General features: G+C 52.3%; 2 protein-coding genes (1 of these 2 running past the window's edge). Both read left to right on the top strand.

Features of this window, described 5'->3' with window-relative positions:
* Nucleotides 1–54 carry the 3' portion of a non-ribosomal peptide synthase/polyketide synthase gene (locus tag IQ211_RS03350; protein ID WP_193836325.1) on the top strand. It extends 22,602 nt beyond the left edge of the window, so the window shows 54 of its 22,656 coding nt (coding positions 22,603–22,656); its start codon lies beyond the left edge, outside the window; the stop codon is at nucleotides 52–54.
* Nucleotides 51–18,029, top strand: coding sequence for a non-ribosomal peptide synthetase (locus tag IQ211_RS03345; protein WP_193836324.1), 17,979 nt, complete (start codon nucleotides 51–53; stop codon nucleotides 18,027–18,029). Before IQ211_RS03350 ends, IQ211_RS03345 begins: the two co-directional genes overlap by 4 nt.

Raw genomic sequence — 18,029 nt, 5'->3', positions numbered from 1 at the left:
GAATTGATGACCATTTTAAGCGGAAAAGAGACCCGCGGAGGCAGTAAACAATGACGAAGATCAATATGAATATCGATGAGTTGAAACGTGCGGTTTTGGAGAAAAGACTTGAAGAACAACTGAAAGCTCGCGAGGGACAACAGCAACCGGCATTCATTAAACCCGCGAACAGGCATCAGCCCCTGCCGCTTTCTTTTGCTCAGCAGCGGCTATGGTTTATCAGCCAGCTCGATCCGGCAGCCAGTCAGGCTTATCATCTGCCAGTGTCATTACGCCTCACTGGCCAGCTCGACTACCCTGCGCTGAAAGCATCACTGGATCGCCTGATTGCCCGTCATGAAAGCCTGCGTACCCGTTTTGTTCTGGTAGAAGGCCAGCCCCGCCAGCATATCGATCCGGCTGACATTGGTTTTGCCCTGTCCTGCCACGACCTGCGCCTGCTCGATCCCGCTTTGCACACCCAGCGTGTTGCCGAACTGGCCGATAGCGAGGCACAGGCACCCTTCGATTTTACCCAGGGACCGCTGATCCGTGCTCAACTGCTGCAACTGGCCGACGACGAACATGTGCTGTTGCTGACCCTGCATCACATTATCACTGACGGCTGGTCCATCGGTGTACTGGTGCAAGAACTGGTCACCTTTTACCGTGCGGCCCTTGACGGCCAGCCTGATCCTTTGCCGCCCCTGCCGATCCAGTATGCTGATTATGCGGTCTGGCAACAGGAGCAGTTACAAGGCACCGCCTTCACAGAACAACGTGATTTCTGGTGCTCCCAGCTTGCTGATGCGCCGGCCTTACTCACCCTCCCAACCGACCGGCCACGTCCGGCAGTACAAACCTATGCGGGCAACCAAGTGCCAGTGCACATTGATGCCGACTTATTGGCTTCACTGAAAGAACTTGGGCAACGTCATCATACTACCTTGTTTATGACAGTGCTCAGTGCCTGGGGTCTGGTACTGGCCCGGCTCAGTGGGCAGAATGATATTGTTATTGGCACCCCCGTCGCTAACCGCCCACACCAGGAACTGGAAGGGTTGATGGGGTTCTTTGTTAATACGCTGGCCTTGCGTATCTCCTGCCATGATAACTTCCGTGTGACAGATTTGCTGGCCCAGGTGCGGGAGCGTGCGCTGGCCGCCTATAGTCATCAGGATCTGCCTTTCGAGCAGGTGGTGGAAGCGCTCCAGCCGGAACGCAGTTTAAGCTACAACCCGCTCTTTCAGGTGATGCTGGCCTTAAACAACACCCCAGCCCAAGAGTTGAGCCTGCCGGGGTTACAACTGACAACGATTGCTCAGGAACATCACAGTACTCATTTTGACTTAACCTTATCACTGAGTGAAACCGAGGCCGGTCTGGTCGGTGAGCTGGAATATGCTACCGATTTATTTGATGCCGCCACCGTTGAGCGGATAGCCGGTTATTTCAACAATGTGCTAACCGCCATGGTGACGGATGACACCCAACTTATTGCCACGTTACCGATGCTGCCCGCATCAGAACGGCAACAACTGCTGGTTGACTTCAATGCCACCCAAATTGATTTCCCACAAGCAGCATTGATTCACCAACTCATTGAGGCACGGGCCGCACAGCATTCCGATACCCTTGCTGTCATCTACGAAGACCAGACACTGAGCTATGGTGAATTAAACCACCGCGCCAATCAGTTGGCCCATTATCTGATTGCGTTGGGTGTGCATCCGGATGATCGTGTCGCTATTTGTGCCGAACGCAGTCTGGAAATGATAGTCGGTTTTCTGGCTATCCTTAAAGCGGGCGGGGCTTACGTGCCGCTTGATCCGGCCTACCCGTCCGAACGACTGGCCTATATGCTGGATGATGCCGCTCCGGTGGCTTTACTGACCCAATCAGGGCTGACCCAGTCAGAATGGTTCGTTCAGTTTAACACCCTCCCCACCGTCTTACTGGATAACCCTGAACCGTGCCTGGCAAACCAACCCACTGATAACCCAAATCCTCAAGCTTTGGAGTTAATGCCTCATCATCTGGCCTATGTTATTTATACTTCCGGTTCAACCGGGCAACCGAAAGGGGTAATGGTCGAACATCAAAGCCTGTGCAATTTGATAGCCACCCAGCAACATACCCTGTCACTCACCACCGACAGTCGCGTCTTACAGTTTGCTTCAAACAGCTTCGATGCCAGTATCTGGGAATGTTGTATGGCTTTAATAGCGGGTGCTCGTCTCTATCTGGCCAAACGAACTCATTTGTTGCCGGGAGCCATACTGTCTCGCTACTTAACCGATCAGGCTATCAGCCATATTCTCTTGTCACCGACTGCGTTGGCTGCGATGGATTCCCTGCCCGATACCTTGCAAACCCTACTGGTAGGGGGAGAAGCTTGTCCGCCAACCCTGGTCAAACGCTGGTCACCCGGGCGGCAAATGCTTAATGCCTATGGACCAACGGAAACCACGGTCTGTGCCACACTCTACCCCTGTATCTCTTCCGATGAGAGTGCAACAGATAATCCGCCACCAATTGGCCGCCCGATCGCCAATACCCGAATTTATATTCTGGATGCACACGGCCAGCCCGTTCCTCGTGGTGTGGCAGGGGAAATTTATATTGCCGGTGCCGGTGTGGCGCGTGGTTATCTGAATCGCCCTGAACTCACTACTGAGCGTTTCCTGACCGATCCGTTCTCTTCGCAACCTGATGCCCGCATGTACAAAACCGGCGATCTCGGCCGCTGGCTGCCCGAGGGCAATATTGAATACCTTGGCCGCAATGATTTTCAGGTCAAATTGCGGGGCTTTCGTATCGAACTGGAGGAAATCGAAACCCAACTCAGCCAATGTGATGGTGTGCGCGAAGCAATTGTGTTGGCGCGCGAAGATGAACCCGGCCAGAAACGACTGGTCGCTTACCTGTTACCGCAGGAGGGGGTTGAGTTGGTACCAGCTAAACTGCGCCAGCAACTCTCCCAACATCTCGCTGACTATATGTTGCCCAGTGCCTTTGTCACGCTCACGGATTTTCCCCTGACCCCCAATGGCAAACTTGACCGTCAGGCCCTGCCTGCGCCGGATTCATCTGCCGTGGTAACCCAGGGTTATGAACCCCCACATGGCAGGATAGAAACCGCGTTGGCCCAAATCTGGCAAGACCTGCTAGGACTGGAGCGTGTCAGTCGCCACGACCATTTCTTCGAACTCGGCGGCCATTCGCTGATGATTGTCAGTCTGATCGAAGAGCTGCGCAATTTGGGCTGGCGGCTTGATGTCCGCAGCGTGTTCGCCTCGCCGATCCTCACCGATATGGCCCAGACTATCCAGCATGACACTCAGGCTTTCGTGGTGCCTCCTAACCTTATTCCGGAAGACTGTTCGGCCATTACCCCCGATATGTTGCCACTGGTTTCGCTTTCTCAAGCCGAGATCGACGCCATCGTTGATACCGTTTCCGGTGGAGCCCGTAATGTACAGGATATTTATCCATTATCTCCGTTGCAGGAAGGGATCCTGTTCCATCATCTGTTACAAACACAGGGAGATAATTATCTGCTGCAAAGCTTACTCGCTTTCGATACCCGTGATCGCCTCGATAACTTTCTGACGGCCTTGCAACAGGTTATCAACCGCCATGATATCCTGCGCACCGCTATCTTCTGGCAAGGATTGGAGCAACCGGTTCAAGTAGTTTGGCGTCAGGCACAACTGGATATCAAGATTTTTACCCCAACTGCTGCGCAAGATGATATTTCAGCACAGTTGCAGGCTTACACCGATCCGCGTCAGCACCGTATCAATCTGAATCACGCCCCACTGTTTATCGCCAATATCGCCCATGATCCGATACAGGATGAATGGCTGTTGGCCTTGCGTTTCCATCATCTGGTCAGTGACCATCTGACCCTGGAGCTTATTTTAACGGAAATTGCCCAAATCCTACGGGGCAATGCAAAAACACTACCCACCATGCTGCCCTACCGCAACTTTATTGCCCAAACATTAAGTGTGCCAGTAGCAGAGCATGAAGCCTATTTCCGTGATCAACTGGCGGATATTGATGAACCCACCACCCCCTTCGGCATACTCAACGTACCCAGCGATAATAGTGCCATCAACACACATCGTCTCCCGCTTAACCCTACGTTAGCGAAGGCAATTCGCTCTCAAGCGCGTCGGCTGGGAATCAGTCCCAGTGTGCTGTTCCATGTCGCCTGGGCGCAGGTATTAGCCCACACCAGCGGCCGCGATGATGTGGTGTTTGGCTCCGTGCTACTGGGTCGCCTGCAAGGCGGCGCGGGGGCTGATCGCATACTGGGTATGTTTATCAACACCCTGCCCCTGCGTATCTCTCTGGACGGGTGCTCAGTACAAGACATCGTGCAGGATACCTATCACAATCTGATCACCTTGCTGGAACATGAACAGACACCGTTAGTGTTGGCACAACGGTGCAGTGGCGTGGAACAACCCATGCCGCTGTTCAGCTCCTTGCTCAATTATCGTCATAGTTCCTCTGGCGAAACAGAGGCGGTTGATACCATTTGGACAGGCATACGGACTTTGTCCGCAGAGGAACGCACTAACTATCCCATCACCCTGTCAGTGGATGATTTAGGGAACGGCTTTCAGCTCACGACGCAGACTATCAGCGAAATTGCACCAGAACGAATTAATACCTATCTGGCGACCGCCATCAGCGGTTTGATCGATGCCCTGGTTCACAATCCACAACAGCGGATCCGGGATATTCCTATCTTACCAGCAGCAGAACGGCAACAACTGCTCACCGGTTTTAACGCCACTCAAGTTGATTTCCCGCAAGAGACACTGCTCCATCAATTAATCGAAGCACAAGTGGCAAAAACACCCAATGCAACTGCCGTCGTTTATGGCAATCAGTCTCTCAGCTATGAGGCATTGAACCGTCATGCTAATCGTCTGGCCCATCACCTGATTGAGCTGGGTGTCCACCATGACGACCGAGTAGCCATTTGTGTCGAACGCAGTCTGGAGATGGTGGTGGGGCTACTGGCCATACTCAAAGCAGGTGGTGCTTATGTCCCGCTCGATCCCGCTTATCCCGCCGAGCGTTTGACCTATATGCTGGATGATGCGGCACCGGTGGTTTTACTGACGCAGGCCACATTATGCGATAAACTTGACAGCACCGTGCCGGTGATCTTGCTGGATAATATCCTTAATAACCCTGAATCGTTTTTGGCCGCCCAACCGGCTGATAATCCAGACGCGCAGGCGCTGGGGCTGACATCCCGCCATCTGGCCTACGTGATTTACACGTCGGGATCGACCGGAATGCCGAAAGGGGTGATGGTTGAACACGCCAATGTCATCCGCCTGTTAGCCGCAACGCAAACCCGTTTCCAGTTTGATGATAAAGACGTCTGGACGCTGTTCCACTCATTTGCTTTCGATTTCTCCGTCTGGGAATTGTGGGGGGCTTTAGCTTACGGCGGTCGGTTGGTCGTTATTTCAGCCGAATGTGCCCGTTCACCGCAGCTATTCTATTCGCTATTGTGCCGTGAACACGTCACGATCTTAAACCAGACACCCAGTGCTTTCCGTTCACTGATTGCCGCTCAGGGTGTGGAGGGTGTGGCTGAACACGCCCTGCGGTGCATTATTTTTGGCGGTGAGGCGCTGGAATTACATACCCTTGTCCCGTGGGTGGCCCGCAATCCGACCGCGCAAACCCGTCTGGTCAATATGTATGGCATCACCGAAATTACTGTTCATGCTACCTATCACGAACTGACCGAAGCCGATATTTATTCAGGACGGGGCAGTTTGATTGGTCAGCCACTGGCTGATCTGCGGATCTATATTCTTGACCCCCACGGTCAACCGGCTCCACTCGGCGTGGCAGGTGAAATCTATATCGTCGGTGACGGTGTCACCAGAGGCTATCTGAACCGGCCTGAACTCACTGCCGAACGTTTCCTGACCGATCCGTTCTCTTCGCAACCTGATGCCCGTATGTACAAGACTGGCGATCTCGGTCGCTGGCTACCCGATGGCAATATCGAATACCTGGGCCGCAATGATTTTCAGGTCAAACTGCGTGGCTTCCGCATTGAATTGGGGGAAATCGAGGCAAAACTGGAACAATGTGACGGCGTGCGCGAAGCCGTGGTATTAGCCCGTGAAGATGAGCCCGGTCAGAAACGGCTGGTGGCCTATTTGCGTCCGTTAGAGGGGGCTGAACTGATCCCTGCTAAACTGCGTCAGCAACTCACTCAGCACCTCGCTGACTATATGCTGCCCAGTGCCTTTGTCACTTTAGAGACTTTCCCGCTCACCCCTAACGGTAAACTCGACCGCCAGGCTCTGCCTGCTCCCGATTTATCGGCGGTTGTTGCTCGCGGCTATGAAGCCCCTGTCGGTGAGACAGAAATCGCCTTAGCTCAAATCTGGCAAAAACTTCTGGGATTGAAACAAGTCAGCCGCCATGACCATTTCTTTGAACTCGGCGGCCATTCACTGATGATTGTCAGCCTAACCGAAGAACTACGTAAGCTGGGCTGGCAACTTGATATTCGCAGCGTATTCTCCTCACCCGTCCTTACCGATATGGCTCAGGCTATCCAGCGTGAGGTCTGCGCCTTTGCCGTGCCACCCAACCGTATCCCCGAAGATTGTACGGCTATCACGCCCGATATGCTGCCTTTAGTCTCTCTTTCTCAGGCTGAGATCGATACCCTCGTTGAGCAGATCCCCGGTGGCGCAGGCAATGTACAGGATATCTATCCACTGGCTCCCTTGCAGGAAGGTATCCTGTTCCATCATTTGTTACAGGCACAAGGGGATAATTATCTGCTGCAAAGTTTACTTGCTTTTGATACCCGTGAGCGCCTGGATGCCTTTTTAGCGGCGCTGCAACACGTCATCGACCGGCATGATATCCTGCGCACCGCCGCTTACTGGCAAGATCTGGCACAACCGGTGCAAGTGGTCTGGCGTCAGGCATCACTGATTGTCCGTGAATTCATCCCTGCTTCGGTGGGTGACATTCCAGCGCAGTTACTGGCTCACACCGATCCACGCCAGCACCGTATCAATTTGAACCAGGCTCCTCTCTTTACCGCGGATATCGCCCCGAATCCGGCCCAAGATGAATGGCTGCTGGCGCTGCGCTTTCATCATTTGGTCAGCGACCATTTGACAATGGAACTGATTTTGGCGGAAATTACGCTTATCTTGCAAGGCAAGACGGAGAAACTGCCAACGGTACTGCCTTACCGTAATTTTATCGCCCAAATCTTAAGCGTACCGATCACCGACCACGAGGCTTATTTCCGCGCCCAACTGGCGGATATTAATGAACCCACCGCCCCCTTTGGGATACTTAAGGTACAAACTGACAACGACCTGATTACTGAAGCCCATCTCTCTATCGCACCGGATTTGGCCAAAGCCATCCGTACTCAGGCGCGTCGCTTCGGTGTCAGCCCCAGTGTGTTGTTTCATGTCGCGTGGGCGCAGGTATTGGCCCATACCAGCGGCCGTGATGATGTGGTATTTGGCTCCGTACTTCTGGGACGTTTGCAAGGTGGCGCGGGATCTGACCAAATACTGGGAATGTTTATCAATACCTTGCCCCTGCGTATCTCTCTGACTGGACGCACGGTACAAGACATCGTGCAAGATACCTATCACAACCTGACCACCTTGCTGGAGCATGAGCAGTCTCCATTGGTGCTGGCACAACAGTGCAGTGGCGTAGAGTTACCTATGCCGCTGTTCAGCACGTTGTTCAATTATCGTCATGGCCCTTCGAATGAAACGGCAGAGGGTGAAACCGAGGCAGTTGACACTGCTTGGGCAGGCATACGTATTTTGACCGCAAAGGAAAGCACTAACTATCCCATCACCCTGTCAGTGGATGACTTGGGGAACGGCTTCCAACTCACGGCGCTGACTGTCAGTGAAATTGCACCGGAACGGATCACCACCTATCTGGCAACTGCCATCAGCGGTTTGGTTGATGCCTTAATTCACAACCCACAACAAACGATACATGATATCCCTATCTTACCGGCGGCAGAGCGGCAACAAGTGCTGGCAGATTTCAACACGACTCAAACCGATTTCCCCCAAGAGGCGTTGATCCACCAATTGTTTGAGATGCAAACCGCCCAGCATCCTGAAGCGATTGCCGTTGTCTATGAAGACCAGACACTGAGCTATGGTGAGTTAAACCACCGCGCCAATCAGTTGGCCCATTATCTGATTGCATTAGGCGTGCATCCGGATGATCGCGTCGCCCTTTGTGCCGAGCGCAGCCTGGAGATGGTGGTCGGCTTGCTGGCTATCCTTAAAGCGGGCGGAGCTTATGTGCCACTTGATCCGGCCTATCCGTCCGAACGACTGGCCTATATGCTGGAAGATGCCGCTCCGGTGGCTTTACTGACCCAATCAGGGTTAGTCCAGTCAGAGTGGCTCGTTCAGTTTAACACCCTACCCACCGTCTTGCTGGATAACCCTGAACCGTGTCTGTCAACCCAACCCACCAGCAATCCAGACGCGCAGGCATTGGGTTTAGCATCACACCATCTGGCTTATGTTATTTATACTTCCGGTTCAACCGGGCAACCCAAAGGGGTGATGATTGAACACCAAAGCCTGTGCAACTTAATCACCACCCAGCAACATACGTTGGCACTCACCGCCAACAGTCGCGTTTTACAGTTTGCCTCAAACAGTTTCGATGCCTGTATTTGGGAATCTTGCATGGCCTTAATGGCAGGTGGGCGTCTCTATCTCGCCAAGCGGGCTGATCTCTTGCCCGGAACCATACTGTCTCGCTACTTAACCGAGCAGGCTATCAGCCATGTTCTCTTGTCACCCACTGCGTTAGCCGCGATGGATTCCCTGCCCGATACCTTGCAAACTTTGCTGGTGGGAGGAGAGGCCTGTCCGTCAACCTTGGTCAAACGCTGGTCACCCGGGCGGCAAATGCTTAATGCCTATGGACCAACGGAAATCACGGTCTGTGCCACACTCTATCCCTGTGTTGCCACCGCAGCGGATAATCCACCGCCGATTGGTCGTCCGATCGCCAATACCCGGATTTATATTCTGGATGCACACGATCAGCCCGTTCCGCACGGTGTAACAGGAGAAATTTATATTGCCGGTGCCGGTGTGGCGCGCGGTTATCTGAACCGACCTGAACTCACCGCCGAGCGCTTCCTGACTGATCCCTTCGTTTCGCAGCCCGACGCCCGTATGTACAAAACCGGTGATCTCGGCCGCTGGCTGCCCGATGGCAATATCGAATACCTCGGCCGCAACGATGCTCAGGTTAAATTACGTGGCTTCCGCATTGAGTTGGGGGAAATCGAAGCCAAACTGACGCAATGTGACGGGGTACGTGAAGCGGTGGTGATTGCTCGCGAAGATGAACCCGGCCAAAAACGACTGGTCGCTTACCTGTTACCGCAAGAAGGAAGTGGATTAGTGCCTGCGGAACTGCACCAGCAACTCGCCCAATATCTTGCCGACTATATGCTGCCGAGTGCCTTTGTTACGTTAGACACGTTCCCGCTCACCCCTAACGGTAAACTCGACCGTCAGGCTCTGCCTGCTCCCGATTTATCGGCGGTCGTGACCCGTAACTACGAAGCCCCTGTCGGTGAGAGAGAAATCATTCTGGCGCAGATTTGGCAAAAACTCTTAGGCTTAGAGCAGATCAGTCGCCATGACCATTTCTTTAAACTTGGCGGCCACTCGCTGATTATTGTTAGCCTGGTCGAAGAACTGCGTAATCTGGGCTGGCAGCTCGAGGTTCGTAGTGTATTCTCCTCACCTGTTCTCACCGATATGGCGCAAGCAATCCAGTATGGTAGCCACACCTTTGTCGTGCCACCCAATCGTATCCCCCAAAATTGTACGGATATTACGCCCGATATGCTGCCTTTGGTTTCTCTCTCCCAGACCGAAATTGATGCTATCGTTGAACAGATCTCAGGCGGCGCAATGAATGTGCAGGATATCTATCCACTGTCTCCCTTACAGGAAGGGATACTGTTCCATCATCTGTTACAGTCACAGGGGGATAGTTATCTGCTGCGAAGTTTACTCGCTTTTGATACCCGTACTCGTCTCGATAACTTTCTGGATGCCTTGCAACAGGTTATCAACCGCCATGATATCCTGCGTACGGCAGTTTATTGGCAAGGACTGGAGCAGCCGGTTCAAGTGGTCTGGCGTCAGGCTCCGCTGACTATCCATGAGTTCATCCCCACCACAACGGTTGATATTCCAGCGCAGTTACAGGATTACACTGATCCTCGCCAGCATCAAATTGATTTGAACCGGGCGCCCCTCTTTGCTACCGATATCGCCCATGATCCAGTACAAAATGAATGGCTGCTGGCTTTGCGTTTCCACCATCTGGTCAGTGACCATATGACACTGGAGCTGATTTTTGCGGAAATTGCCCAGATACTCCAGGGCAATGCAAAAACACTGCCCACGATGCTGCCCTACCGCAACTTTATTGCCCAAACATTACATGTACCCGCGGCAGAGCATGAAACTTATTTCCGTAGCCAACTCGCTGATATTGATGAACCTACGGCACCCTTTGGGATACTCAATGTACCCAACGATAATAGTGTTATTAACGAACATCGTCTTCTGCTTGATCCCACGTTGGCGAAGACAATCCGCTCTCAAGCGCGTCATATAGGTGTGAGTCCCAGTGTGTTGTTCCATGTGGCCTGGGGGCAAGTGCTGGCACGAACCAGTGGCCGCGATGATGTCGTATTTGGCTCCGTACTTTTAGGTCGTCTGCAAGGTGGTGCTGGAGCTGACCACATATTGGGAATGTTTATCAACACGCTGCCCCTGCGTATCACTTTGGGCGGACGCACGGCACGAGACATCGTGCAAGATACCTACCATAATCTGACCGCCTTATTGGAGCATGAGCAAGCCCCGTTAGCACTGGCACAACGGTGCAGTGGTGTAGCACAGCCAATGCCGCTGTTCAGTACCTTACTGAATTATCGCCATAGCCAACCAAACACGAATGATACTGTCTGGGATGGCATCCGCCTGTTGCTTTCTGAGGAACGAACTAACTACCCATTGACCCTCTCCGTGGATGACCTTGGGGAAGCGTTCAGCATATCAATCAAGTCCGTCACCACAATTGACCCTGCCCGGATAGCGGATTATTTGGTCACTACCATCAGCAATCTGGTCGAAGCCCTAATGAACGAACCCCAGCGGCCTGTTTTGGGTCTGTCAATCTTGCCTGACGCTGAATATCAACAGTTACTGACCGAGTTCAACACCACCAGGACTGATTTCCCACAAGGCATCCTGATCCATGAACTGTTTGAGCAGCAAGCAGCCCGCACACCTGACGCCACCGCCGTTGTCTTCGGCGATTTTTCTTTCAGCTACCATGAATTGAACCGCCGTGCCAATTGTCTGGCGCATCATCTGATTACCGTGGGGGTACGTCCTGATGATCGAATCGCTATCTGTGTTGAACGTGGCCTGGAGATGATGGTGGGATTACTGGCTATCCTCAAAGCCGGCGGAGCCTATGTACCACTGGACCCAACCTATCCGGCTGAACGTCTGGCTTACATGATCGATGATGCTGCACCGGTAGCCCTGCTTACCCAATCTGCATTCATTGACATGCTGGACTGCGCCCTGCCTGACATTTTACTCGATATTCAGTCCCCCGCTCTCTTTGATAAAGGAACTGAAAACAATCCCGATGCTCAAACATTGGAACTCACGCCACACCATCTGGCCTACGTGATTTACACTTCCGGTTCGACAGGACAGCCTAAAGGGGTGATGGTGGCACACCGGAATGTCATCAATCTTCATACCGGATTGAATGCAGCGCTTGCCCTTAACCCGCCATGTCGCATCGCTATGAATGCCAGTATTGTGTTCGATGCCTCGGTGAAAATCTGGCTTCAGTTACTTTCAGGTCATACATTGATCATCGTGCCTGAAGAGATCCGTGCCGACAGCCAGCAACTCTGGCGCTATTTTGCACGCCACCTTGTGGACATGTTCGACTGTACGCCCATTCAATTACAATGGCTGTTAGAGGCCGGACTGGGAACCCGTGCCGGCTATCAACCTAAGCTGGCGCTAATCGGTGGTGACAGTATTCCTCCTTCAACATGGTCCAGACTGCAAGAAATAGAAACGACTCGCTTTATCAATGTTTATGGGCCAACAGAATGTACGGTAGATGCCACCCTCTGTCCGGTGAGTTCAGCATTGTCTCAGCCTAGCATTGGTCGGCCAATTGCTAACACCCAGATCTATATTCTGGATACACAATGCCAGTTGCTGCCTCTTGGTGTTGCCGGTGAAATTTATATTGGTGGCACCGGTGTGGCTCGCGGCTATCTTAACCGCCCTGAACTCACGGCTGAACGCTTCCTGGCCGATCCGTTCTCTTCGCAGCCCGATGCTCGCATGTACAAAACCGGCGATCTCGGCCGTTGGTTGCCCGATGGCAATATTGAATACCTTGGCCGCAATGATTTTCAGGTCAAGCTACGCGGGTTCCGCATTGAACTGGGAGAAATCGAAGCCAAACTGACGCAATGTGACGGGGTACGTGAGGCGGCGGTGATTGTTCGTGAAGATAAACCTGGTCAGAAACGACTGGTCGCCTACTTGTTACCGCAGGAAGGTGTTGAATTGGTGCCTGCGGAATTGCGCCAGCAACTCACCCAATATCTTGCCGACTATATGCTGCCCAGTGCCTTTGTTACGTTAGACACGTTCCCGCTCACCCCTAACGGTAAACTCGACCGCCAGGCTCTGCCGGCGCCCGATTTATCGGCGGCCGTGACCTGCAACTACGAAGCTCCCGTCGGTGAGAGAGAAATCGCTCTGGCGCAGATTTGGCAAAAACTCTTGGGCTTAGAGCAGATCAGTCGCCATGACCATTTCTTTAAACTCGGCGGCCACTCGCTGATTATTGTTAGCCTGGTCGAAGAACTGCGTAATCTGGGCTGGCAACTTGAGATTCGCAGTGTATTTTCCTCACCTGTTCTCACCGATATGGCGCAAGCAATCCAGCATGAGAGCCACACCTTTGTCGTGCCACCTAACCGTATCCCCGAAAATTGTACCGCCATTACGCCCGATATGCTGCCTTTGGTTTCTCTCTCCCAGGCTGAGATTGATACCCTCGTTGAGCAGATCCCCGGCGGCGCAATGAATGTGCAGGATATCTATCCGCTGGCGCCGTTACAGGAAGGTATCCTGTTCCACCATCTGTTACAGTCACAAGGGGATATTTATCTGCTGCGAAGTTTACTCGCTTTTGATACCCGTACTCGTCTCGATAACTTTCTGGATGCCTTGCAACAGGTTATCAACCGCCATGATATCCTGCGTACGGCAGTTTATTGGCAAGGACTGGAGCAGCCGGTTCAAGTGGTCTGGCGTCAGGCTCCGCTGACTATCCATGAGTTCATCCCCACCACAACGGTTGATATTCCAGCACAATTACAGGCTTATACTGATCCGCGCCAGCATCAAATTAATTTAAATCAAGCGCCCCTCTTTGCTATCGATATCGCCCATGATCCGGTACAAAATGAATGGATTCTGGCTTTGCGTTTCCACCATCTGGTCAGTGACCATATGACACTGGAGCTGATTTTTGCGGAAATTGCCCAGATACTCCAGGGCAATGCAAAAACACTGCCTACTATGCTGCCCTACCGCAACTTTATTGCCCAAACATTACGTGTGCCAGCGGCAGAGCATGAAACCTATTTCCGTAGCCAGCTCGCTGATATTGATGAACCTACGGCACCCTTTGGGATACTCGACGTACCCAACGATAATAGTGTTATCGACGAGCACCGTCTTCTGCTTGATCCCACGTTGGCGAAGACAATCCGCTCTCAAGTTCGTCATATAGGTGTGAGTCCCAGTGTGTTGTTCCATGTAGCCTGGGGGCAAGTGCTGGCACAAACCAGCGGCCGCGATGATGTCGTATTTGGCTCCGTGCTACTGGGCCGACTGCAAGGTGGCGCTGGGGCTGACCGCATACTGGGGATGTTTATCAATACCCTGCCAGTCCGTATCCAGTTACAGGCCCGTACCGTAAAACAGGCGGTACAGGAAACCTACCAACGCCTGAGTGAATTACTGGATCATGAACAAACCCCCCTGGCGATTGCCCAGCGGTGCAGCGGTGTACCGGCCTCATTGCCACTGTTTAACAGCCTGCTGAATTTCCGTCATAGCCCGCGTGATGAGGAAGCGGCGCATTCATCGGTTTGGAACGGTATTCAGGTGTTGGACAGTGAAGAGCGCAGTAACTACCCCTTATCCCTGGATGTGGACGATTTTGATGACGGATTTGTACTGACCGCACAATGCAGCCAGCAAATTAATCCGGTACGCATTACTGCCTATATGAAGACGGCACTGGAAGGCATTGTGGCTGCGCTGCAATATGCACCTGAGCAGCCTATCCATGCTATCGATATCTTGCCACGGGCCGAACGTACCCAACTACTGGAAACATTTAACGATAACGTCGTCTCTTATCCGCAAGACGCCTTAATTCATCAACTGTTTGAACAGCAGGCAGTACGCACACCGGATGCAATTGCATTGGTCTTTGGCGAAAACGAACTGAGTTATGCGGCACTAAACCGCCAGGCTAACCAGCTGGCACACCAATTGATTGAGGCGGGTGTACGCCCCGATGATCGCGTGGCAATCTGTGTTGACCGCAGTCTGGATTTGATTATTGGTTTGTACGCCATTCTTAAGGCGGGAGCCGGCTATGTTCCGCTCGATCCCGAATACCCGGCCGAACGTCTGGCGTATCAACTGTCGGACAGCAAACCGGTGTTATTGCTGACACAGCACCCTTTACAGGGACTGTTGCCAATATCAGATATCCCCGTCTGGTTGCTGGACGATGAAAGCCACCGCAATAACGTAGCAAAACAGCCGATCCATAATCCGGATATTCAACTTCAACCCCATCATCTGGCTTATATTATCTATACTTCCGGCTCCACCGGCCAGCCCAAAGGCGTGATGCTGGAGCACCGCAATGTGGTGAACTTTATCCATGCGCAACACCAGACCAGCGAGCCACAATCAGGGGATCGTATCCTGCAATTTGCGACTATCGCCTTTGATACCTCGGTATCCGATATTTTCCCTACCCTCGCATCGGGAGCAACACTGATACTGCGCCCTGCTCATATCCGTGTACCGGATGCAGAATTTGTCGATCTGTTAAATAAGCAGAAAATCACTATCATGGATATGCCGACCGCCTTCTGGCATCAATGGGTACAGGAGATGATGGCAGGACGCAGTGGTTTCGGCCAATATCTGCGCACCGTTATCGTCGGTGGCGAGAAAGCGGAACTGCGCCATTTAATCAGTTGGCAATCTATACCTGAAACGCAATCCTGCCGTTGGATTAACTCTTATGGTCCTACCGAAACCACGGTCATTGCGACCACATTAAAAGTGGATGGAACGAGCACGCTATCGACTGATATTACCAATAACATCCCGATTGGCTATCCATTGCCGAATACCCGTATTTATATTCTGGATACGCACGGCCGTCCGGTTCCTATCGGCGTCAGTGGTGAAATTCATATCGGTGGCGCAGGCGTAGCCCGTGGTTATCTCAATCGCCCCGATTTAACCGCAGAAAAATTTGTGGCGGACCCGTTTAGCAACCAGCCTGATGCCCGTATGTACAAGACCGGTGATCTGGGGCGTTGGCTACCCGATGGCGCGATTGAATATTTAGAACGCAATGATTTTCAGGTCAAGTTACGCGGGTTCCGCATTGAACTGGGAGAAATCGAAGCCAGACTCACGCAATGTGACGGTGTACGTGAGGCAGTGGTGATTGCTCGCGAAGATGAACCCGGCCAAAAACGACTGGTCGCTTACCTGTTACCGCAAGAAGGGAGTGAATTAGTGCCTACAGAACTGCGCCAGCAACTCGCCCAATATCTTGCCGACTATATGCTGCCCAGTGCCTTTGTTACGTTAGACTCGTTCCCGCTCACCCCTAACGGTAAACTCGACCGGCAGGCGTTCCCTGTTCCCGATCAGTCCGCTTTCGCAGTGCGGGGCTATGAATCTCCCATCGATAAGACAGAAATCACTTTGGCCCAGATCTGGCAAGATTTACTAGGACTGGAGAGGATTAGCCGTCATGACCATTTCTTTGAGCTTGGCGGCCATTCTCTGCTCGCCATACAGTTGTTGAATCGCATGCGCGAACAAAATATGCAGGTTTCACTGACCACCCTGTTCGCCCATCCAACCTTATGTGATCTGGCTTTGACTGTTAAGAAACAATTCGTCATGCCCGTATCCCCATTTGATGCAAATCCTGTCCCACTCAGTCCGACAGGCACTTTGCGGCCTTTATTCTTAGTGCACGAAACTTCCGGCGATCCCCTGGTATATTCTCCTTTGGCTACCCTGTTACCACCTGAACTTCCGGTCTATGCCTTACAGGCGCTTGGTATTCATACATTGGAACATCCTCCAGAGTCGATTGAAGCACTTGCCGCCTGCCATATTCAGGCCATTCGCCGCCTCCAACCCCAAGGACCTTATCGTCTGATGGGCTGGTCGATTGGCGGGTTGATTGCCTATGAAATAGCCCAACAATTAACCCGTGACGGTGAAACAGTCACGTTTCTTGGTATGATCGATTCCTATTATCACACCCATAAAAACAGTGATAACCCCTCTGTAGACGAGGAAGCAAGGCGAATAGAATTAATCATTAGCGCACTGCATACTCAAAAAATGATTGGCGATGAGGAAGCATTGGCAGAGCTGCACAGCCTCAGTAATCTGGAGCAAGTGCTTGATCACTGTATTGAACGCCAGTGGCTGTCGGCAGGTATCACGCGCGAAGATATTCTTCTGCGTGTCTATACCGCCGATATGATTACACAGCTTGATCAGGGGTACATCGCGCAAAAATCCGCCTTACCTGTCCACCTCTATACGGCGGAGGAGTTAGTTAACAGTGACAGTTGGCACGGCTGGCATGACATTGTCGGTCACGATTCAGTGCTCCACCCTATCGGCGGAACGCATTTTTCCATTATGCACCCGCCTCTGCTCAACCAAATCGTGGATTCAATCACTGAAAATTTACCGGATATACCTTCCTTCGATCCACTGGTTATGATCCAGCAGGGCACGCCATCCATATCGCCACTCTTTTGCCTGCCGGGTGCCGGTGCCAGCCCATCCAGTTTGCTCGAACTGGCCCTGTCGTTCCCAGCGCAACTTCCGGTATATGCTTTACAGGCACGTGGGTTCATGATTGAACATCATTCCCCTTACCGCAGTGTTGAAGGCGCGGCCCGTGCCTATATCCAAAATATCCGACAAATCCAACCTCATGGCCCTTATCACCTGCTAGGCCACTCTTTTGGCGGCTGGATTGCCTTTGAAATCGCCTTGCAATTGCAAGCGGAAGGAGAACAGGTATCCGAGCTGATTCTTATCGATACCGATGAGCCTGACCAGCAAGGGAGTGCCCTCAAGTCAGTCAACCGTATTGAGACAATCATGGAGTTAATCGATATCTATAATATGATATTAAATCAGCCGCTTCCGCTCGCCCGGCAAGATTTTGCTAACCTAACCACGGACGAACAAATTCAATATCTGCACAGTGCCCTGATCAAAGCAGGTCTTTTCCCGGCCAAAACACCAATATCGCTGTTGCAAGGGATTGTTAGTGTTATGCAGGCTAATCTGAACACCAGTTATATTCCTCGTGATCGTTATGAGGGGCGTGTCCATCTGGTTAACGCCGAGGAAGGTGATAAGGATGAAAGGAGAACTCGTGAAACCCAATGGCGTCTTCTGGTGGCAGAACTCGATACGATGGTTGTGCCCGGCAATCATATGACCCTATTGTCTGCCCCCCATGTCGAGCAATGGGTAACCCGCTTATGGCAGAATATTGAGAAGCTTAGTCAATTGAATGGATGA

The sequence above is a fragment of the Xenorhabdus griffiniae genome, assembly GCF_015163655.1.
Lineage (GTDB): Bacteria > Pseudomonadota > Gammaproteobacteria > Enterobacterales > Enterobacteriaceae > Xenorhabdus > Xenorhabdus griffiniae.
Note: the sequence above shows the minus strand (reverse complement) of the source record. Positions and strands in the feature narration are given on the sequence as shown.